Here is an 18,707-nt window from a genome sequence, read left to right on the forward strand (position 1 = left end):
AATTCACAACACAACAAGCCCATTCACCACTCACAAGGCCGTTCACGGCACAACAAGGTGCTCAGTCATCCATGTCTCGGCCACTGAGTAAGCGGCTGATCATCTCCATCGAAAAACCGCGATAACTCAAGAAACGCCCCTGCTTCGCACGTTCCCTGGCATCAATGGGAAGGTGACCGGCAAACTTGCGGCGCCAGGTGTCCTCCAGTTGCGACTGCCAACTGATACCGCACTCACGTAGGGCGAGGTCTATATCGGCACGCTGCAAACCGCGCTGGCTCAGCTCTTCGCGAATACGCGCAGGGCCGTAGCCGGAACGGGCTCGGTAGGAGACAAAACTTTCGAGGTAACGGGATTCCGAAAGCAGCCCTTCTTCCGTCAAACGGTCAAGGGCAGTTTCGATCATCTCGGGTTCCGCGCCGCGCTGACGTAGTTTACGCGTCAGCTCGACTCGACCATGCTCGCGGCGAGCGAGCAGGTCCATTGCGGTGCGCCGAACGGCGACGAGTGTATCCAGTACAACAGTCATCGTTTGCTTCAGATGTCAGTGTCGGCTTCTTCTACTTCTTCAACAGGCTCGCGGTTGGCGGCAGCTTTCACGTCTGGCGCCGGGGTCAGCAGCTTGTCGCGAATCTGCTTCTCAAGCGTGGCAGCGATATCCGGGTTGTCCGCCAGGAACTTGGCCGAGTTGGCCTTGCCCTGACCGATCTTGCTGCCGTTGTACGCATACCAGGCACCGGACTTCTCGACGAAGCCGTGCAGCACACCCAGGTCGATCATCTCGCCGTTCAGGTAGATACCCTTGCCGTAGAGAATCTGGAATTCAGCCTGACGGAAAGGCGGAGCCACTTTGTTCTTCACGACCTTGACGCGGGTTTCGCTACCAACAACCTCGTCACCTTCTTTCACCGCGCCGGTACGGCGGATATCCAGACGGACCGAAGCGTAGAACTTCAGCGCGTTACCACCGGTGGTGGTTTCCGGGCTGCCGAACATCACACCGATCTTCATACGGATCTGGTTGATGAAGATCACCAGGCAGTTGGCGTTCTTGATATTACCGGTGATCTTACGCAGCGCCTGGGACATCAGGCGGGCTTGCAGGCCCACGTGCATGTCGCCCATTTCGCCTTCGATCTCAGCCTTGGGTACCAGGGCTGCCACGGAGTCGACCACGATCACGTCGATGGCGTTGGAGCGCACCAGCATGTCGGTGATTTCCAGGGCTTGCTCACCGGTGTCCGGCTGGGACACCAGCAGGTCGTCAACGTTGACGCCCAGCTTACCGGCGTATTCAGGATCCAGAGCGTGCTCGGCGTCGACGAACGCGCACGTGGCGCCCATTTTTTGCGCCTGGGCAATCACCGACAGGGTCAGGGTGGTCTTACCGGAAGATTCAGGGCCATAGATTTCAACGATACGGCCTTTTGGCAGGCCGCCAATGCCGAGTGCGATGTCCAGCCCCAGAGAGCCAGTGGAAATAGCCGGGATCGCCTGACGGTCGTGATCGCCCATACGCATTACGGCACCCTTGCCGAATTGACGTTCGATCTGACCCAGGGCCGCAGCCAAGGCTTTCTTCTTGTTGTCGTCCATTAAAGTCCTCACGTAATCAATAAGGCCTGACGGCCAACACCTGTATAAGTAGACAGTATTGTTCCACAAAGATCAGAGATCGCCTACCCCTGATTTTCTATTTCTGCTGCAGCTCGTCGCAACAAGCCCTCCAAGGCGGCCTTCACCGTTTGTCGGCGGACCTCATCGCGGTTACCAGGGAAGTGCGCAAGCTCGGCCGTGACCTCATCGCCAACACCAAAGGCCAGCCACACAGTACCCACCGGTTTATCCGCCGAACCACCATCCGGCCCCGCCACACCGCTGACCGCCACGGCAAAGCGCGCCAGGCTTTTCTCCTGTGCGCCGCGCACCATGGCCTCCACCACTTCCTGGCTGACGGCCCCAACTTTTGCAAACAGCGTTTCAGGCACATTCAACTGCCGGGTCTTCTGCCGATTGGAATAGGTGACATACCCCGCCTCGAACCAGGCCGAACTCCCCGGGATCCGCGTAATGGCCTCGGCGATACCGCCACCGGTACAGGATTCGGCCGTGGTGACGTGGGCATTGAGCACCTGCAGGCGGCGACCCAGGTCAGCGGCAAGTTGAGTGATTTCCTTCACGGTGGTCTCCAGAAGTGGGCGGGGTTTGCCTACCCTACAGGAGCAAATCGCTCATGCAAGCGACAGACTGGAACAAGAGATTAGCGGGCGACAGCGCGTACATACGCCTGGCAAGCGCGCAGTGCGATCAGTCCTTGATCGCCGGCATCGGTGATGCCGATAATTCGTTGAGCATGCGCCGGGTCAAGTCGGGCTCGCGCGGCTGCATGAACCACGCTGACGGCGGTGGTGGCGGTTGGCATTGCACAGCCACTGGCGGGTTCGGTGGCGTCGAGAAGGACTGACAACCGCACATCAGCAGTGGCCAGGCGGTCGCGCAGAGTAGCCTGGTTATGTTGGGCATCGCTCAACTCCCGAGCATGGTGTTGGTCGCTGACACTGAGCTGTTGCTCCAGGGCCAGCCGTTTGTCCTGTTCAGCCTGTTGTTGATGCAAGGCCGCCTGGCTTTGCTGGCTGAGCGCCTGTGCATGGGCAGAAGCCTGGCGCTCAAGCTGTGCCCCCAACCGCCAGGCCTGTACCTGCCAAGTCACCGCCACCAACAGGCAAACGCCGATCAGTCGATAGGCCGCTAGGAAACGCATAGCACCGCCTTCGCCCGCGCCCACATCCGCAAGCGGTCCTCCAGCCCATTCAGCCCGCCATTGATACGCCGTGTAATGGTGGTGAACTGGTCCTCGTCGGCCAGTTCATTCAGGCCATTGCTCTGCCAGAACCAGGCGGCCGACTCAGCCGCCCATTGGGGTTGCTCGAGCAACATCGGCTCACGCAACAGACGATCATCACCAAACAACGCCTGACTGCAGGCCAGGTAATTGCGCCGACCGGTGATCTGGATCAGCCCCCGCCCCCGGTACAAAGGACCATCGCCATCCGCTTCGGGGCTATTGCCCAGGCGCGCGGCCAGGCTGCCGGTGTCGTATTTGCTCAGGTAGTGATCGCGGCCCAGCTCCCGCACGTAACGCAGTTCGCCGGATTCGTGGCCGATCTGGGCGAGGAAGGCGGCGATGCGCTTCGCACGGTTAATCTCGAAGCGAACGAAAGCCGCATTCAAGGGCGTTAAAAAAAGGCCCGCTCTAAGGCGGGCATCCGGCATAACGTCAAGCAGTTGAGGAAGTGTTATCACCATTGGTTTTACTCTCGAAAAGTATCTATATCGACAACCCACCCGCCGTGATCGAACTGCGGTATCCCGTCGCCGGGTCGCCGACATGAACCACCTGCTTTATCGACCATCGTCCCTGCATATAGGACGGCCAGCTCTCATCCAGCACTAACAGCCCTTCCGCGGCCAACAATGGATTGCCCGGGCAATCGATCAGCAACTTCAAATTTTCACGCCCCGCACGGCGCAGTTCGCCTTCGGCAACGGCGCGGGCTTCGGCTTCGTTCTGATAGCGTTGGCGCAAGGTTTTGAACGGCGCATTCCCCACCTGGACTACGCGCTGCTTGCCAGCGGAGGCATCCCACCAACTGGCGCGGCAGCCTTCGTATTTCGAGCGGGATTTTTCGTCGAGTTTGGCGGTGATGAAGCTCTGTTCACCGGGGCGGTTGTCATCCGTCACGGACAGCTTCACTTCCGGCAGTAACTGGCCGGAGAGCGACTTGGCTCGCCCGGCTTCGGCCAACACATAGAGTTCGTTAAACGGTTTGGTGACCGCACTATAGAGTCGGGCAAGACGCGAAATGAACGCCATGTCACTTTCGTTGGACTGGTCGATATGCGTGATCGCAATCCCCTCCAGCGCCGGCGCCACTCGCGGTGAATAGCCGTGACGACTGACCAGTTGGCGAAACAGCGCGCCAAGGGTTGTCGGGCCGTAACTGGCGGATCGACGCTGGCGGTAACCCGTTGCATCGACCACGCTGAAGGGCGCTGCGGTAGCCACGATCATCAAGCGCATGGGAAACAGCACCGGGGTGCGTTGGGTGACGACAAACTCGCCTTTTTCCACCAAACCCGACTCCAGATAACCGACACGCAAGCCAATCTTGCCGTTCAGAGTGGGCAGGCCGTCCAGCCCCTCGATATTGAGGGTCAGCTCCAGCCGGTCAGTCTCAATGCCCGCCGCGTCGGTGTGGCTCCAGCGCATCAGGCGTTGATTGAGCAGCGCCGCGTTGGCGCCATAAAACTCCACGATAGGCGTAAATCCCTGTGCCATGCAGCCTCCTTAATCCCAGGCCAAAACGGGTCGCACAGCACCCGGCCGAGCGTGCATTTCAGGCACGATCACCCACACGCCGGCCGGTAGCACCGGGCCATATTCGGCAAGCTCGGGGTTCAGGCGCCAGAGGGTTTCTTCCGCTGCGTCATCGCAACGGCCCAACTCCCGATAAAGCAATAGGTTGACCGAATCACCGGCAATACTTCGTACTCTACGCATTGGCGAATTCCTCCAACTCCAGCGTCCAGGCCATGACCATGGCGGTGCCGTCATCGATGACATTGCTCTGGGTTTCCACAATCGAATTGATCCGCCACAAGCCCCAGTTACGGCCGATGCCGTCAACCAGGGGTAACGGCGCCCGCGCATTTTGCAGCGCGCGCAATTCGTCCAGGCGCTGCATGCCTACGCCGTACATGGCCGTGCCGCTGAATGTAAGTTTTTCCAGCTTCTGACCGCTCTGCCGCGACTGTGACTTGCTGGCAATAATCGCCAGGTCACTCCAGCCGCCGTCGCTGGCACGGATCAACGAGGAATAGGCAAATCCTCGGGACAAGCCAAAGATAAAGTCGCCGAGCACCATTTGTTGTCGCATCAGTCACCTCCTGGAGAATCGGCCAGTGCCGCATTGCGTCGGATGCCGAGGGAGTCGGTGACCATCGGCATGCATTGGAACTGCAAGGCTTGGATTACCTGGTTGACGACCTGCTGGGCGTCGGCGGGGTTTACACCGGTGATCTGGATACTCGGGGCGAGGGTGACTTGCACGTTATCCGTGCGCGCCGCGTTGAGTTCCTTTCTCACCGCATTGGGTGCAGGCAGGCGATCCGTTGAGCCGAACAGTTTGTCACCGAGCCAACTGCCTGCCTCGCTGCCGAGCAAACCACCGATTGCGCCACCGACAGCGGTGCTGAGGCCTGAGCCGACGGCGTTTACGCCACCGCTGCGTACGCCTTGAACCACATTGACTTGAAGAGAAATTTCTCAGCCATAACAGACCACTGAGCAGAACAGTGCCGGTACCGCCAAGCCACGCGAACGTGCCTGGCCCCAGGTCGTTAGGATCCATCGCCACTCCATAGAGAAAGGTGGCCGAAGTACGACCTGTACAAATAAGTTAGCCCCAGCACCACTCCCAGCTTGGAGCAATGGGTGTGGTGGAGCCGAAAACGAAAAGGCCCCTACCAATGCAGAGACCTGAAAAGGTAGATTTGGATCGGGTAGAGCGTACCTTCAGCTGGAAAATCTAAATATTTATCCAAGCACAGGAAGAACAACGTGAAGAGAGGGAAAGTTTTCACAGCGCTAACTGTTGTTGCTCTTCTCAATATGCAGGGGTGCGAAACCCATGAGGCGCACGCAGTAAAAATGATTCGGTGCGCCTTGGCGGGGAGCGGTGATCCAAATATTGAACATGTTGTGATAGTAAAGTCGCTGAACACTACCGCTCTTTACATGAAAGAAAGCGGCATGAAGAAAAATCGAGAAGAGTTAGTCGCGATGTTTGAGGGCGTAAAAAACGAAATATTGGGTCCTCCTGGCTCATCGGGAAAGGAGCAAGAAGCCCGAGCAAAGAAATCCTCGATACTAAGTTTTGCACGGATTATCTAAATTCACTGCGGCAGGAGTAGGTTAGCGGTCTTTCCCGACATCAGCCAAAGACAACCCCAGTGTCGACGCCCCAATGCATCGATCTCGCCTGTAATGTCTCGCCCCCCCCCCTGGAAGGGGGGTGAGGTCAGGATGCGCGGGCTGCCGGTGTTTTTCCGTAGCGCTGCACTACCGGCTTATCCGCGTCCAGGCATCCCCCGAAAGGCCACCCTGGCTGTGGCGAGCCTGACTCAGAAATGAAAAAGCCCAGCGCGACGGCTGGGCTCTATTACGCAAGGAGATAGAAGATCATGGAGTCCAGTAAGCAATCTTGCCGCTTGCACCAACAGCTACAAAATTGCCGTTGCCGTAGGCGACGCTCCGGATATCGGTTCCTGCGAAAGTGTTGGCTTGCTGAACCCAGCCGATCCCATCCTCGGAAACGGCTGTCTTGCCGCCGTCGCCGACAGCTACATACTTGCCATTACCGTAAGCAATGTCGCGGATGATGGTTCCACCGAAACTGGTATCTCCAACAGCAGTCCAGGTAAGCCCATCGGATGAATATGCCATCTTGCCATCCGCACCAACGATAAACATTTTCCCGTTGCAAAGCTTCATGGAAAGGATGGTGCTAGTGCCGAAGGTGCTGGTTCTGGTCGCGAATGATTGCAGATTACCCGTCGCAATCTTCACAGCGCTAAGCAGCTTCCCATTCGATCCCGCAATCAACACAAAAACGCCAATGACGTTGACGCAGTACACAGTCTCGTCAGAAGTGAAGGTCGTAGTGCGCTCCACCTGGCCTGACCAATCGCCATAACGGGAAAAGACTTTACCGTTAGACCCAACCAGTATCCAGGTCGCGTCGCTGCCGGAAATTGGCTGATAATACACAATGCCTTGCAAGTCTCCGGACGCGCGAACAGTTGCCGTAATGTCTGTCCAAGCCCTTTCCGGGCGTGCTGTGCTGCCATAGGCCACATTGCCGGATTGAGAAAGGGCTTGAAGCTGTGTCCCAAGACCATTCCAGTACAGGTCGTTGAGGACCTTTCCGCTATCAGAGGTGACGACGCCCTTAAGCTTGGTCCACGTTGTACCAGTCGCGCCTCCGCTGACAAGCTGAGTGGTTGTGGGAAGGCCGTTGCCACCAGCCGCATAAAACTTGCCGTCCCCAAAAACCACGCGCCTAAGCATGCCGGTGTTATCCACCGGTTGCACTTGGGTCCAAAGATCTTGCAAGGTTTGAGACGCCGAATTTACGTTTTCCATTTTAAACTCCGTTACTTAGCTGATTTAAGTTCAGGCCTCTGTATTGGGCGTATGGCGCTCATGGGCGATTGCTCGAGGCTCGTGGCCTTCCCATGATTCAACGTCCCGCATCGGGAACATTTGATCTGGAGCTCTGTAAACCCACCCGTACGGGCGAGAAGTCTTTTGCAGTTACCGCATCTGAATTCTTTCAACATCTGCAAGTCCGTTTATTTATCTGCTAGGCTCCGTCCCGCTCGCGCGAGCAGTGAGGGCCCTGGCTGGCTTGCAGGCTAGATCTGCGATCTGGCGTCTCCTTAGGGTGTTAGTGCACCCTCTGGAGTCGCCCTCTCTTTTTTCGATCTCAACAAAAAGCCCTGAACTTGTCGGGGCTTTTTGCTTTCTTCCGGGCACAAAAAATCCGACACAATGGCCGTTTTTTGTGAATCATCATGATCGGCCTCAAGGGCTCGAGTATCTGCAGTTGCGCGCACCGGCGCTGTGGAACGCATAGTCGATCCAACTTGGGTTCACGCGGCCGTCCAAGCAAGGGCAGGAGTCGGCGTAGGTTTGCAGCAGTTGCTGCGCGGCCGCTTGGGTCAGCAGTCCGCTTTCGTTGTCGATTGAGTCTGGCCGCGCTTTGCGGCGCACGGGTGGCGACGTAGTCGACGACAAACGCCTTGAACTCCGCCAGCAGTGGTTCGAATTCATCGACCGCGATAATCGCCGGCTCCGCCAGTTGGTTCTGGCCTGGGATCAGCATGCTCATGTCACGACCTCGAAGGATTGTTGGCGGTTTTTCCAAGTGCCGGCAAAACGCAGCAATAAACCTGCGCCCTGGCGGGTGGCGACGATGACCTGGGGTTGGAAGTCGGCGATGCCGTTCTGGGTGTTGTAGAACGCTTGCGCGGCGTGGCTTTGGGCGAGGATCAACACGTCGTCGCCGAGGTTCTGGCCGAGCAGTTGCGGGATCATCGAGCCGTACAACGGGCGCTTCTGACGAGTGCCTAAGGGGGTAGTCAGCGCTCGGGTGACACGCTGTACGAATTGCAGCCAGTCATCGACGGCGGCCCCGGTGTTCCTATCGATTCCGATCATGGCAAATCCTTATGCGCTGCTGATCACGCGCCCCTGGTGATCCACCACCGGGCCGCTCAAATGAACGCCGGCGGCATCCAGCGAGAGGCCGGTGGCGCCGAGTTGCAGGGTGATGCTCTGGGCGCTCATGGTCAGGCTGGCAGCGCCGACCTTGATGTCGACCTGTTCGCGAGAACCGCTGAACGTGGTTGGGCCGTTGATCCAGTTGAAGGTGTGGCTGGCGTCGTCGTAGTCACTTTGGGTGCCATCCTGATGGCGCCGCCGGGTCAGCGAGGCCACGCTGGACACCGGTGGAAACAGACTACTGTTCAGCCCGAACAGCGCCACAGACTGCGTGCCCCCTTCCCCACCGCCGTAGTTGAGCAGCAGGCATTGTTCGCCCACCGATGGAATACGGGTTTCGGTCTGCGCACCGGCGCTGGGGTTGAAGAACCGAATCGCCGGGGTGAGCAGCTCACCATGGCTGACCTTGCAGGTATTGCTGGCAGCGTCGACCTCCTGGCACACACCAATGCGGCAGAAACTTTCTGCGCGTCGATACAGGTCTTCGAGCTGGGCTTCCATTTCCGTCAGGCGCTCGACAATCGGCCCCAATTGCATGCGTAACAATGCGTCGAACATGGACTACTCCTGCAGGGGCCGATATTGATCCGGATCGTCGATGTCCGAGACTTCCCAGGTGCGGGCAAACAGCGGTGTACCTGTGGGATCTTGGAGCAACGACGGGCCGAGATAGAGGGTTTGGGTGAAGGAAACGGTCCAGGTGTCGTAGTCCGTTTCGGCGCTGGAAAGTCCGGAAGGCGCCGCAACGACGGCCGTGGGCAAATCGCACTGATCCGGCGGCAGGCCCCAGCGGTTATCCAGGGCCAGGTCCATCAATTGGCTGGCCAGGTCGCACGCGTCAAAAGGTGCCGCCCCGCTGGCGACCGTTGCCCTGAGTGAAACCGACAAGACATGTGCCTTGCGCCCTTCTGGAGAACGAACCCCGGGGCCGTTGCGTTCCACCCTGATCAGCACACCGGTATGATCCCCGGTGCCGGCAAAGTCCTGGTGATTGCCTACCTGTAATTGTGGGAAGGCACGCTTCAGCGCGTCCTCAATCGCTACAAGCAGTTGGGATGGTTTTTCGATAAGTGTCATCAGTTGCGTCCTTGCGGCAGTTACTGCTGATCCGGGCGGGACGTCGGAGCTTCGTTGACCCCGATACGCTTGGCCGCCCAGCGTTCATACAGGCCGATGGCGACATCCGCGCCGGCCATGGCCGTCAGGCAACCAATGGCGCCGGCGGTCCAGATCGACATGCCGGCGGCGTAGCACAGCATCAATGCCGAGACCCCGCAGACCATGCATGCCCCGGACCGCAGGGCCAGGCGCCGGACCAGCGACCAACCGCGGGCGCCCTCCTTGTCGGCGCGCCACATTTCGCCGGATACGCCGCCGATCAGGGCCAGTACGATCACCAGCCAGATAGGCATTTCCGCTAACGCTTGCTGCTCGTTTGTCATGTCACGCCTCCTGGCTGAGCAATGCCGGCTGAATGCCGGTGTTGGGTAAATCCCTTTATAGGTAGGCATTCCAAAAAGCCCGGTCGCCCGGGCTTTTCAGTAATGCGGTCCAGATTCGATCTTTCGGCGCTACTGGCGCGGTACGGATCTTTCCTCAATGTTTTTCCGACCACGATCCCTGTCTGCCGGATAACTGCTTCTGGTGCTTTACGCTGCACACCCGGGTCAGTTGCCAACCCTCTGAACCGTTAAGGCCGGTTCATCGCTGCCTGTTGCTGAAGCGGTGTCACTAAAGAGCGTCGGCATCCTTGCCGGTGTTGCCTGGCATCCCTGCCATCACCCTGATGGCGTCCTTGCCGATATTGCGTGCCTTCCTTGTCTTCCTTGGCAGCGTCCTTGCCGCCTCCACCAGGCCTTGTTGGCTGGCTTGAGATGAAGGATATGCATGTATGCATATACAGTCAATGCACAAATGCATTTATTTTTACCATACACATGCGCTAATGCATTTCAGGCTTTGCGGGCAAAGGGTTTGACGATTTTCTACAGACGAAAAAAAGCCCGCTCGATGGCGGGCTTTCTCTTACGCAAGAAGGTTAACGGGCGTACATACCCCACCAGAACACATGGCCAAGGATGCTGATCTGCTCATCCTGAATATCCTGGAAGCTGTAATCCTCATCCGGGTGTTCATCGCGATTGAAACTGCGCAGGCGAATACCGGAAGGCAGGCGATAGAGCTGTTTCACCCGCAGTTGGCCATTGTGATTGATGGCATACAAGTCGCCATCGACGATGTCGCCGATGCCACTTTTGCCAGCATTCACGCCGACCGTCGCGCCGTCGCGCAATACCGGCAACATACTGTTGCCGCGTACCGTCACACACTTGGCCTGGTCGAACTGCACACCGTTATGCCGCAGGCTGCGCTTTCCAAAACGCAGGCTGGCCTTCTCGCTTTCCTCGATGACGAATCTTCCTGATCCAGCAGCCAATTCAACCTCGCGCAGAAAGGGGATCGACACCTCGTCATCATTAACGGGGGTGTCGTCGTCCCACAGGCTTATATCCTTGAGTTCCGAATGCATCGGGTCGCGCCCGTCATCGCGCAAAGCCCCCACCGCCGCACGCCCGCGCAGTTGGTCGGTGCTGACGCGGAAGTACTCGGCGATGCGCGAGATGTGTTTATCCGACGGATCGACAATCTTGCCGCTGAGGATCCGGGACAACGTGGATTGAGGCACGCCAGTACGCCGGTGAAGCTCCGTGGGGGAGATCCGGTCGCGGTCCAGCAGTTCTCTTAAGACAATAGAAACGTTGCGTTTTTGCATAAAGGCGATAGTGACGGGAGTTTTCGGGGTTGGCAAATGCTAATTTGCATAATTCATGCATTAATAATGTATTTGCTATGCCTGCGTCGCCTTCAACCTTGCGTGCTAACCTTGCCGCCATCACAAAACATGCCGGGCCAAGAGCCTCCTTTAGCCAATTTGAAGCGGTATGCGGAAAACCAAGAATGACCCAATGGCGAAATCAGAGCTTCTGGGGCAAGGCATGGATCTATGCTCTGCTGGCGCTCTTCATGATAATTTCCGATGGCTCAGATCTAAGCTCGCTGGGCGACGGGGGTTCATCCAATCGCAAGCGCGTCTTCAGCCCGGGATTCATTGTGCTATGCGTTTTCGTCGCGGTGATTGAATTGATAGCGCTGAACCATTTTTATGCGGCGAACGGATAAGTCAGGCGCTGTAGCACAGCATTAAAGACGCCCCAATCAAGTAAGGCTGCTCGGCTCCTGCAATGAAGCCTTGCGCATTTAAATTAATCACCGCCCCCTGTGCGTTTTACCTATCCGTTTGCGACCTGCGAAGGGCCGACCTCGCGTGTTAACCTTGCGGCCATTGCAAAATCAGCAGGGCCAAGTGCCCCACCTTTGCCCCACTCCTTTCAACGAATTTGCCTATTATCCAATGAGTAAAAACACGTCCGATCTGTCCTCCCACACCCCGATGATGCAGCAGTACTGGCGCCTGAAAAACCAGCACCCTGATCAGTTGATGTTCTATCGCATGGGCGACTTCTACGAGATCTTCTATGAAGACGCGAAGAAGGCCGCCAAGTTGCTGGACATCACCCTGACCGCGCGCGGGCAGTCGGCGGGGCAGTCGATTCCGATGTGTGGGATTCCTTACCATTCATTGGAAGGTTATCTGGTCAAACTGGTGAAGCTGGGCGAGTCGGTGGTGATCTGTGAGCAGATCGGCGATCCGGCCACCAGCAAGGGTCCGGTGGAGCGCCAGGTGGTGCGCATTATTACGCCGGGGACGGTGAGTGATGAGGCGCTGCTGGATGAGCGTCGAGATAACCTGATCGCCGCGGTGTTGGGCGATGAGCGCTTGTTCGGGCTTTCGGTACTGGACATCACCAGCGGTAATTTCAGCGTGCTGGAGATCAAGGGCTGGGAAAACCTGCTGGCGGAACTGGAGCGCATCAACCCGGTGGAGTTGTTGATCCCGGATGATTGGCCCAAAGACCTGCCAGCGGAAAAACGCCGTGGGACCAAGCGTCGCGCGCCGTGGGATTTCGAGCGCGACTCGGCCCTGAAAAGTCTATGCCAGCAGTTCTCGGTGCAGGACCTTAAAGGCTTCGGTTGTGAAACCCTGACCCTGGCCATCGGCGCTGCGGGTTGCCTGCTCAGCTACGCCAAGGAAACCCAACGTACGGCCCTGCCGCATTTGCGCAGCCTGCGCCATGAGCGCCTGGACGATACGGTGGTGCTCGATGGCGCCAGCCGTCGCAACCTGGAACTGGACACCAACCTGTCCGGCGGGCGTGACAACACCCTGCAATCGGTGGTCGACCGCTGCCAAACCGCCATGGGCAGCCGTTTGCTGACCCGCTGGCTGAACCGTCCGTTACGGGATTTGACCGTGCTGCAGGCGCGTCAGACGTCGATTACCTGCCTGCTGGACGGCTATCGCTTTGAAAAACTGCAGCCGCAGTTGAAGGAAATCGGCGATATCGAGCGCATCCTGGCGCGGATCGGCCTGCGCAATGCACGGCCCCGTGACCTGGCGCGTCTGCGCGATGCCCTCAGCGCCCTGCCGCAACTGCAAGTGGCAATGACCGAGCTGGATACGCCGCACCTGCAACAGCTCGCCATAACGGCCGGTACCTACCCGGAACTGGCAGCGCTGCTGGAAAAGGCCATCATCGACAACCCGCCGGCGATCATCCGTGACGGCGGCGTACTCAAGACCGGCTACGACAGCGAACTGGACGAACTGCAGTCCCTGAGCGAAAACGCCGGGCAGTTCCTGATCGACCTGGAAGCCCGCGAAAAGGCCCGCACCGGCCTGGCCAACCTGAAGGTGGGCTACAACCGCGTGCATGGCTACTTTATCGAGTTGCCAAGCAAGCAGGCCGAGTCGGCGCCCATCGACTATCAACGCCGCCAGACACTCAAAGGTGCCGAGCGCTTCATCACCCCGGAGCTGAAGGAGTTTGAAGACAAGGCGCTGTCGGCCAAGAGCCGTGCCTTGGCCCGGGAAAAGATGCTTTACGAGGCATTGCTGGAAGACTTGATCAGCCAGTTGGCGCCGCTGCAGGACACCGCCGCCGCCCTGGCGGAACTGGATGTGCTGAGCAACCTCGCCGAACGGGCGCTGAATCTCGACCTGAACTGCCCGCGTTTTGTCAGCGAGCCGTGCATGCGTATCGTGCAGGGGCGTCACCCGGTGGTGGAGCAGGTGCTGACCACGCCGTTCGTCGCCAACGACCTGTCGCTGGGCGACGACACTCGCATGTTGGTGATCACCGGTCCGAACATGGGTGGTAAATCCACCTATATGCGTCAAACCGCGCTGATCGTACTGCTGGCACATATCGGCAGTTTTGTACCGGCGGCCAGTTGCGAGCTGTCCCTGGTGGATCGCATCTTCACCCGCATCGGCTCCAGTGATGACCTGGCCGGTGGCCGTTCGACCTTTATGGTGGAAATGAGCGAGACCGCGAATATCCTGCACAACGCCACCGAGCGCAGCCTGGTGCTGATGGACGAAGTGGGTCGCGGCACCAGCACGTTTGACGGCCTGTCCCTGGCGTGGGCAGCGGCCGAGCGTTTGGCGCATCTGCGTGCCTATACGCTATTTGCCACCCACTACTTCGAACTGACGGTGCTGCCGGAAAGCGAGCCACTGGTGGCCAACGTGCATCTGAACGCCACCGAACACAACGAGCGCATCGTGTTCCTGCACCACGTGCTGCCAGGGCCCGCCAGCCAGAGTTACGGCTTGGCCGTGGCGCAATTGGCCGGCGTGCCGAACGACGTGATCACCCGTGCCCGCGAGCACCTCAGCCGCCTGGAAACCACGGCCCTGCCCCATGAAACCGTGGTGGCCAGCCCGGCCAAGGCCAGCCGCAAACCTGCTGCGCCGCACCAGAGCGATATGTTCGCCAGCCTGCCCCATCCGGTGCTGGATGAGTTGGCAAAGCTTGACCTGGACGACTTGACGCCGCGAAAAGCGCTAGAAATGTTATATGCACTGAAGACTCGGATATAACGCTTACGCTTGCAAGCTGATAGACTCTCGCGCGGTTTGGGATGCTGCTGGCTCTTAGCCTGGCCTGCAGACTATCGCTCCCAAACCTCGCGGGCCCTACCACAAAGGGTTTCGCTGCCGCCGCCTGAGGAGAGAATTAGAAATGACCTTCGTCGTCACCGACAACTGCATCAAGTGCAAGTACACCGACTGCGTAGAAGTGTGTCCGGTGGACTGCTTCTACGAAGGCCCGAACTTCCTGGTCATCCACCCGGACGAGTGCATTGACTGCGCCCTGTGTGAGCCAGAATGCCCGGCCGTCGCGATTTTTTCCGAGGACGAAGTCCCGGCAGAAATGCAGGAATTTATTCAGTTGAACGTTGAGCTGGCGGAAATCTGGCCGAATATCACTGAGCGCAAAGACCCGATGCCCGATGCGGCAGAGTGGGATGGCAAAAAAGGCAAGATTGCAGACCTCGAGCGCTGATCGCGTCGATGCCCTCCAAAAGGCCCCTTGCGGGCCTTTTTGCATTTCTGCGGGGCGGGTTTCACTTTTCTACAGGCAAAAAAAAGGGGCGGTATGACCCGCCCACATTTTTTCCCTAGTCCCTGTGTTCCTTTTCATCATCCTGATGAATCGCATCCTGCGACGTTCCTTCAAGCCATCGTTCCTTGATGGCTGTGTCAATCCGTGGACACAGGGCTGATGTTAGAGAGTTCCGAGGGAAGTTCAACGGGATCCAACCCGGGCATTGACGGGCTTCAGCGCACAGACAAAGATAAATAATTCTTATATTTCAAATAGATAGAAAATCGTCTCAAAAATTCGAGACGTTCGCACCCCGCAAAAAAACCAAACACTTACGAGAAAGTAAGTGAATGCTTACACGAGCAATTGCGTAAAAGAGTAAAGGGCCCTGCTGACCGATCTCCAGGCAAGAAAAAGCCCCGACAACGTCGAGGCTTCTTGTCCTTCCGCGGGTTCAGTCGTCGCTGACCGTAATCGTCGGCATTGCCGGGGCAGCCGCTTCCTGCAGGACGATCCGCGCGCCCACATGCCGAGCCAACTCCTGGTAGATCATGGCGATCTGACCATCGGGCTCTGCCGCTACCGTGGGCTTGCCACCATCGGCCTGCTCACGAATGCCCATCGACAATGGCAACGAGGCCAGTAGTTCAACGCCGTACTGGGTCGCCAGCTTCTCGCCACCGCCCTCGCCGAACAGATGCTCGGCGTGGCCGCAGTTGGAGCAGATGTGCACGGCCATGTTCTCCACGACACCCAGCACCGGAATGTTGACCTTGCGGAACATCTCCACGCCTTTCTTGGCGTCCAGCAGCGCCAGGTCCTGGGGCGTGGTCACGATCACCGAGCCGGCCACCGGGACTTTCTGCGCCAAGGTCAGTTGGATATCGCCCGTGCCTGGCGGCATGTCGATCACCAGGTAATCCAGGTCGCCCCAGGCGGTCTGGGTGACCAACTGCAGCAACGCACCGGAGACCATCGGCCCGCGCCACACCATCGGCGTGTTGTCATCGGTCAGGAACGCCATGGACATGACCTCCACGCCCATGGACTCGATTGGCACGAACCACTTCTGGTCCTTGACCTTCGGCCGCGTGCCTTCGGCGATACCGAACATCACGCCCTGGCTCGGGCCGTAGATGTCGGCGTCGAGAATGCCCACGCGCGCGCCTTCTCGGGCCAGAGCCAAGGCCAGGTTGGCCGCGGTGGTGGATTTGCCCACGCCGCCCTTGCCGGAGGCAACCGCCACCACGTTCTTGACGTTGGCCAAGCCCGGGATCTGCGCCTGGGCCTTGTGCGGGGCGATCACGCACTGAATGTCGACCTTGGCGGCACTCACGCCGTCCAGGCCTTCGATCGCCATTTGCAGCATCTGCGCCCAACCTTTCTTGAACAGGCCGGCGGCATAGCCCAGTTCCAACTGGACCGACACCTGATCACCCTGGACCTCGATGGCGCGTACACAGCCGGCGCTGACCGGATCCTGGTTCAAATAGGGGTCGGTGTACTGGCGAAGAACGGCTTCCACCGCTGCGCGATTGACGGCGCTCATGGGCTACTCCCGAAAAAAGACTGACTGAAACAGGCGGCTATCCTAACCGTTCCAGCGGCGTTACGGCATGCTTTCGCAGGTGCGGAAGATTCTGAAACAGCGCCACGGGGTGAAATAAATTTCCCGGCGCTTTATAGTGGCCGACCTCCGTTTCATCAAGTAGCCGAGCCCCATGTCCGAGCCACGCAAGATCCTCGTCACCAGCGCCCTGCCCTATGCCAATGGTTCCATCCATCTTGGCCATATGCTTGAGTACATCCAGACCGATATGTGGGTGCGCTTCCAGAAGCATCGCGGCAATCAATGCATCTATGTCTGCGCGGACGACGCCCACGGTTCGGCCATCATGCTGCGCGCCGAAAAGGAAGGCATCACCCCGGAACAACTGATCGCCAATGTGCAGGCTGAACACAGCGCCGACTTTGCCGAGTTCCTGGTGGATTTCGACAACTTCCACTCGACCCACTCCGCAGAAAACCGTGAGCTGTCGAGCCAGATCTACCTGCGGTTGAAGGACGCCGGGCACATTGCCACGCGCTCGATCACCCAGTATTTCGACCCGGAAAAGAAAATGTTCCTGGCCGACCGTTTCATCAAGGGCACCTGCCCGAAGTGCGGCACCGAAGACCAGTACGGCGACAACTGCGAGAAGTGCGGTGCCACCTACGCACCGACTGACCTGAAGAACCCGCGTTCGGCTATCTCCGGCGCCATCCCGGTACTCAAGGATTCCCAGCACTTCTTCTTCAAGCTCCCGGATTTCCAGCAGATGCTGCAAACCTGGACACGCAGCGGCACCCTGCAGGACGCCGTGGCCAACAAGATCGCCGAATGGCTGGATGCCGGCCTGCAACAATGGGACATCTCCCGCGATGCGCCGTACTTCGGCTTCGAGATCCCAGGCGAGCCCGGCAAATACTTCTACGTGTGGCTGGACGCGCCGATCGGCTACATGGCCAGCTTCAAGAACCTCTGCGACCGTAGGCCGGAGCTGGACTTCGACGCGTTCTGGAGCAAGGACTCCACCGCCGAGCTGTACCACTTCATCGGCAAGGACATCGTCAACTTCCATGCCCTGTTCTGGCCGGCAATGCTCGAAGGCTCGGGCTACCGCAAGCCAACCGGCATCGCCGTACATGGCTACCTGACGGTCAATGGCCAGAAGATGTCCAAGTCTCGTGGCACCTTTATCAAGGCGCGCACCTACCTGGACCATCTGTCGCCGGAATACCTGCGCTACTACTACGCCTCCAAGCTGGGCCGTGGCGTCGACGACCTGGACCTGAACCTGGAAGACTTCGTACAGAAGGTCAACTCGGACCTGGTCGGCAAGGTAGTCAACATCGCCAGCCGTTGCGCCGGCTTTATCCATAAGGGCAACGCCGGCCTGCTGGTGGCCGAGAACGCCGCACCGGAACTGACCGACGCGTTCCTGGCTGCCGCGCCAAGTATCGCCGACGCCTATGAAGCCCGCGACTTCGCCCGCGCCATGCGCGAGATCATGGGCCTGGCTGACCGCGCCAACGCCTGGATCGCCGACAAAGCGCCCTGGTCGCTGAACAAGCAGGAAGGCAAGCAGGCTGAAGTCCAGGCGATCTGTGCCACCGGCGTCAACCTGTTCCGCCAGTTGGTGATCTTCCTCAAGCCGGTGCTGCCATTGCTGGCCGCCGACGCCGAGGCGTTCCTCAATGTCGCGCCGCTGACCTGGAACGACCACGCCACGTTGCTCAGCAATCACCCGTTGAACGAGTTCAAGCCGTTGATGACCCGTATCGACCCGGTAAAAGTCCAGGCCATGACCGACGCTTCGAAAGAAGATCTGGTCGCCAGCCAGACCGACACCGGCGAGTCGACGCCTGCCGGCAACGGCGAACTGGCCAAGGACCCGCTTTCCCCGGAAATCGACTTTGACGCCTTTGCTGCCGTGGACCTGCGCGTGGCGCTGATCGTCAAGGCCGAAGCCGTGGAAGGGGCCGACAAACTGCTGCGCCTGACACTGGATATTGGTGACGAACAACGCAACGTGTTCTCCGGGATCAAGAGCGCCTATCCGGACCCGTCCAAGCTCGATGGTCGCCTGACCATGATGATTGCCAACCTCAAGCCGCGGAAAATGAAGTTTGGTATTTCCGAAGGCATGGTGATGGCGGCGGGCCCTGGCGGCGAAGAGATCTACCTGCTGAGCCCTGACAGCGGCGCCAAGCCGGGTCAACGTATCAAGTAAGCCCTGTCAAACAGCCCTGTCGTTTCGGCGACGGGGCTTTTCAACTAGTACCCCCTTCTCGCTTGCCGGATAATCAGG

At 58.8% G+C, this 18,707-nt stretch carries 22 protein-coding genes and 2 pseudogenes; 5 read left to right on the plus strand and 19 right to left on the minus strand.

Annotated elements, in window-relative coordinates; genetic code table 11:
• Positions 1-61: 61 nt before the first annotated feature.
• The 10 genes and pseudogenes from recX to AB1462_RS01045 form a co-directional block, all read right to left on the minus strand.
• A complete protein-coding gene (recX, locus tag AB1462_RS01000) occupies positions 62-529 on the minus strand; it encodes a recombination regulator RecX (RefSeq protein ID WP_090408701.1) in 468 nt (155 codons plus the stop codon).
• An 8-nt stretch (positions 530-537) separates the two neighbouring features.
• The gene (recA, locus tag AB1462_RS01005; RefSeq protein WP_048720087.1) at positions 538-1,596 is read right to left on the minus strand and encodes a recombinase RecA; all 1,059 of its coding nucleotides are present in this window, start codon (positions 1,594-1,596) and stop codon (positions 538-540) included.
• 83 nt (positions 1,597-1,679) lie between these two features.
• Entirely contained in the window at positions 1,680-2,180 is a 501-nt protein-coding gene (locus tag AB1462_RS01010) for a CinA family protein (RefSeq protein WP_090408704.1), read from the minus strand.
• A gap of 80 nt (positions 2,181-2,260) precedes the next feature.
• Positions 2,261-2,761 carry a lysis protein gene (locus AB1462_RS01015; protein WP_259192831.1) on the minus strand — a complete coding sequence of 167 codons (501 nt, stop codon included), beginning with the start codon at positions 2,759-2,761 and terminating at the stop codon, positions 2,261-2,263.
• The gene (locus tag AB1462_RS01020) at positions 2,749-3,306 is read right to left on the minus strand and encodes a glycoside hydrolase family 19 protein (RefSeq protein ID WP_367245992.1); all 558 of its coding nucleotides are present in this window, start codon (positions 3,304-3,306) and stop codon (positions 2,749-2,751) included. Before AB1462_RS01020 ends, AB1462_RS01015 begins: the two co-directional genes overlap by 13 nt.
• A gap of 22 nt (positions 3,307-3,328) precedes the next feature.
• Positions 3,329-4,339, minus strand: a complete 1,011-nt coding sequence (locus AB1462_RS01025; protein WP_090408715.1) for a contractile injection system protein, VgrG/Pvc8 family — start codon at positions 4,337-4,339, stop codon at positions 3,329-3,331.
• A 9-nt stretch (positions 4,340-4,348) separates the two neighbouring features.
• The gene (locus AB1462_RS01030; protein ID WP_259192833.1) at positions 4,349-4,561 is read right to left on the minus strand and encodes a tail protein X; all 213 of its coding nucleotides are present in this window, start codon (positions 4,559-4,561) and stop codon (positions 4,349-4,351) included.
• On the minus strand, positions 4,554-4,937 hold the full coding sequence (locus AB1462_RS01035) for a phage tail protein (protein WP_090408720.1): 384 nt from the start codon (positions 4,935-4,937) through the stop codon (positions 4,554-4,556). The genes AB1462_RS01030 and AB1462_RS01035 overlap by 8 nt, the downstream gene beginning before the upstream one ends.
• Positions 4,937-5,305: a hypothetical protein gene (locus AB1462_RS01040; protein WP_244176416.1), complete on the minus strand. Its 369-nt coding sequence runs from the start codon at positions 5,303-5,305 to the stop codon at positions 4,937-4,939. The genes AB1462_RS01035 and AB1462_RS01040 overlap by 1 nt, the downstream gene beginning before the upstream one ends.
• Before the next feature lie 7 nt (positions 5,306-5,312).
• Positions 5,313-5,411: pseudogene (locus AB1462_RS01045) on the minus strand (chemotaxis protein); the annotation flags it as partial.
• 209 nt (positions 5,412-5,620) lie between these two features.
• Between AB1462_RS01045 and AB1462_RS01050 the strand changes: the two are divergent.
• Positions 5,621-5,953 (plus strand): hypothetical protein, encoded by a 333-nt coding sequence (locus AB1462_RS01050; RefSeq protein WP_090408723.1) that lies wholly within the window; start codon positions 5,621-5,623, stop codon positions 5,951-5,953.
• Between the two features lie 288 nt (positions 5,954-6,241).
• Here AB1462_RS01050 and AB1462_RS01055 read toward each other — a convergent pair whose 3' ends face one another.
• The 8 genes and pseudogenes from AB1462_RS01055 to AB1462_RS01090 all read right to left on the minus strand — a co-directional run bounded on the left by AB1462_RS01055 (position 6,242) and on the right by AB1462_RS01090 (position 11,126).
• Positions 6,242-7,204 (minus strand): hypothetical protein, encoded by a 963-nt coding sequence (locus AB1462_RS01055; protein ID WP_090408727.1) that lies wholly within the window; start codon positions 7,202-7,204, stop codon positions 6,242-6,244.
• 11 nt (positions 7,205-7,215) lie between these two features.
• Positions 7,216-7,401, minus strand: coding sequence for a Com family DNA-binding transcriptional regulator (locus AB1462_RS01060; RefSeq protein ID WP_090408730.1), 186 nt, complete (start codon positions 7,399-7,401; stop codon positions 7,216-7,218).
• Between the two features lie 379 nt (positions 7,402-7,780).
• Positions 7,781-7,952 (minus strand): annotated as a pseudogene (locus AB1462_RS01065) (baseplate J protein); the annotation flags it as partial.
• Positions 7,949-8,281 carry a phage baseplate protein gene (locus tag AB1462_RS01070; protein ID WP_367245994.1) on the minus strand — a complete coding sequence of 111 codons (333 nt, stop codon included), beginning with the start codon at positions 8,279-8,281 and terminating at the stop codon, positions 7,949-7,951. The pseudogene AB1462_RS01065 and the gene AB1462_RS01070, both read right to left, overlap by 4 nt.
• Before the next feature lie 9 nt (positions 8,282-8,290).
• Entirely contained in the window at positions 8,291-8,902 is a 612-nt protein-coding gene (locus tag AB1462_RS01075; protein WP_367245995.1) for a phage baseplate assembly protein V, read from the minus strand.
• A gap of 3 nt (positions 8,903-8,905) precedes the next feature.
• On the minus strand, positions 8,906-9,421 hold the full coding sequence (locus AB1462_RS01080) for a hypothetical protein (protein WP_367245996.1): 516 nt from the start codon (positions 9,419-9,421) through the stop codon (positions 8,906-8,908).
• Between the two features lie 20 nt (positions 9,422-9,441).
• A complete protein-coding gene (locus tag AB1462_RS01085; RefSeq protein ID WP_012722501.1) occupies positions 9,442-9,786 on the minus strand; it encodes a phage holin family protein in 345 nt (114 codons plus the stop codon).
• A gap of 596 nt (positions 9,787-10,382) precedes the next feature.
• Positions 10,383-11,126, minus strand: a complete 744-nt coding sequence (locus AB1462_RS01090; protein WP_186731501.1) for an XRE family transcriptional regulator — start codon at positions 11,124-11,126, stop codon at positions 10,383-10,385.
• Between the two features lie 176 nt (positions 11,127-11,302).
• On the opposite strand from AB1462_RS01090, the gene AB1462_RS01095 reads away from it, so the two are divergent.
• The 3 genes from AB1462_RS01095 to fdxA all read left to right on the plus strand — a co-directional run bounded on the left by AB1462_RS01095 (position 11,303) and on the right by fdxA (position 14,814).
• Complete coding sequence (locus AB1462_RS01095; RefSeq protein WP_090408749.1) at positions 11,303-11,524, plus strand: hypothetical protein; 222 nt, start codon at positions 11,303-11,305, stop codon at positions 11,522-11,524.
• A 232-nt stretch (positions 11,525-11,756) separates the two neighbouring features.
• Entirely contained in the window at positions 11,757-14,348 is a 2,592-nt protein-coding gene (gene mutS / locus AB1462_RS01100) for a DNA mismatch repair protein MutS (RefSeq protein WP_367245997.1), read from the plus strand.
• 142 nt (positions 14,349-14,490) lie between these two features.
• Complete coding sequence (fdxA, locus tag AB1462_RS01105; protein WP_003208688.1) at positions 14,491-14,814, plus strand: ferredoxin FdxA; 324 nt, start codon at positions 14,491-14,493, stop codon at positions 14,812-14,814.
• Between the two features lie 496 nt (positions 14,815-15,310).
• Here the strand turns inward: fdxA and apbC are convergent, their stop codons facing one another.
• Positions 15,311-16,405: an iron-sulfur cluster carrier protein ApbC gene (apbC, locus tag AB1462_RS01110; RefSeq protein ID WP_090408758.1), complete on the minus strand. Its 1,095-nt coding sequence runs from the start codon at positions 16,403-16,405 to the stop codon at positions 15,311-15,313.
• A 172-nt stretch (positions 16,406-16,577) separates the two neighbouring features.
• Between apbC and metG the strand changes: the two genes are divergently transcribed.
• Positions 16,578-18,629: a methionine--tRNA ligase gene (metG, locus tag AB1462_RS01115; RefSeq protein ID WP_090408760.1), complete on the plus strand. Its 2,052-nt coding sequence runs from the start codon at positions 16,578-16,580 to the stop codon at positions 18,627-18,629.
• The last annotated feature ends 78 nt before the right edge of the window (positions 18,630-18,707 follow it).

This window comes from Pseudomonas sp. SB113 (assembly GCF_040754745.1).
Taxonomy (GTDB): Bacteria; Pseudomonadota; Gammaproteobacteria; order Pseudomonadales; family Pseudomonadaceae; genus Aquipseudomonas; species Aquipseudomonas grimontii.

Coding starts and splice junctions, on each gene's coding strand:
- recX (WP_090408701.1), bottom strand. CDS start 529: ATGACTGTTGTACTGGATACACTCGTCGCCGTTCGGCGCACCGCAATG.
- recA (WP_048720087.1), bottom strand. CDS start 1,596: ATGGACGACAACAAGAAGAAAGCCTTGGCTGCGGCCCTGGGTCAGATC.
- AB1462_RS01015 (WP_259192831.1), bottom strand. CDS start 2,761: ATGCGTTTCCTAGCGGCCTATCGACTGATCGGCGTTTGCCTGTTGGTG.
- AB1462_RS01020 (WP_367245992.1), bottom strand. CDS start 3,306: ATGGTGATAACACTTCCTCAACTGCTTGACGTTATGCCGGATGCCCGC.
- AB1462_RS01025 (WP_090408715.1), bottom strand. CDS start 4,339: ATGGCACAGGGATTTACGCCTATCGTGGAGTTTTATGGCGCCAACGCG.
- AB1462_RS01030 (WP_259192833.1), bottom strand. CDS start 4,561: ATGCGTAGAGTACGAAGTATTGCCGGTGATTCGGTCAACCTATTGCTT.
- AB1462_RS01035 (WP_090408720.1), bottom strand. CDS start 4,937: ATGCGACAACAAATGGTGCTCGGCGACTTTATCTTTGGCTTGTCCCGA.
- AB1462_RS01055 (WP_090408727.1), bottom strand. CDS start 7,204: ATGGAAAACGTAAATTCGGCGTCTCAAACCTTGCAAGATCTTTGGACC.
- AB1462_RS01060 (WP_090408730.1), bottom strand. CDS start 7,401: ATGTTGAAAGAATTCAGATGCGGTAACTGCAAAAGACTTCTCGCCCGT.
- AB1462_RS01070 (WP_367245994.1), bottom strand. CDS start 8,281: ATGATCGGAATCGATAGGAACACCGGGGCCGCCGTCGATGACTGGCTG.
- AB1462_RS01075 (WP_367245995.1), bottom strand. CDS start 8,902: ATGTTCGACGCATTGTTACGCATGCAATTGGGGCCGATTGTCGAGCGC.
- AB1462_RS01080 (WP_367245996.1), bottom strand. CDS start 9,421: ATGACACTTATCGAAAAACCATCCCAACTGCTTGTAGCGATTGAGGAC.
- AB1462_RS01085 (WP_012722501.1), bottom strand. CDS start 9,786: ATGACAAACGAGCAGCAAGCGTTAGCGGAAATGCCTATCTGGCTGGTG.
- AB1462_RS01095 (WP_090408749.1), top strand. CDS start 11,303: ATGACCCAATGGCGAAATCAGAGCTTCTGGGGCAAGGCATGGATCTAT.
- mutS (WP_367245997.1), top strand. CDS start 11,757: ATGAGTAAAAACACGTCCGATCTGTCCTCCCACACCCCGATGATGCAG.
- fdxA (WP_003208688.1), top strand. CDS start 14,491: ATGACCTTCGTCGTCACCGACAACTGCATCAAGTGCAAGTACACCGAC.
- apbC (WP_090408758.1), bottom strand. CDS start 16,405: ATGAGCGCCGTCAATCGCGCAGCGGTGGAAGCCGTTCTTCGCCAGTAC.
- metG (WP_090408760.1), top strand. CDS start 16,578: ATGTCCGAGCCACGCAAGATCCTCGTCACCAGCGCCCTGCCCTATGCC.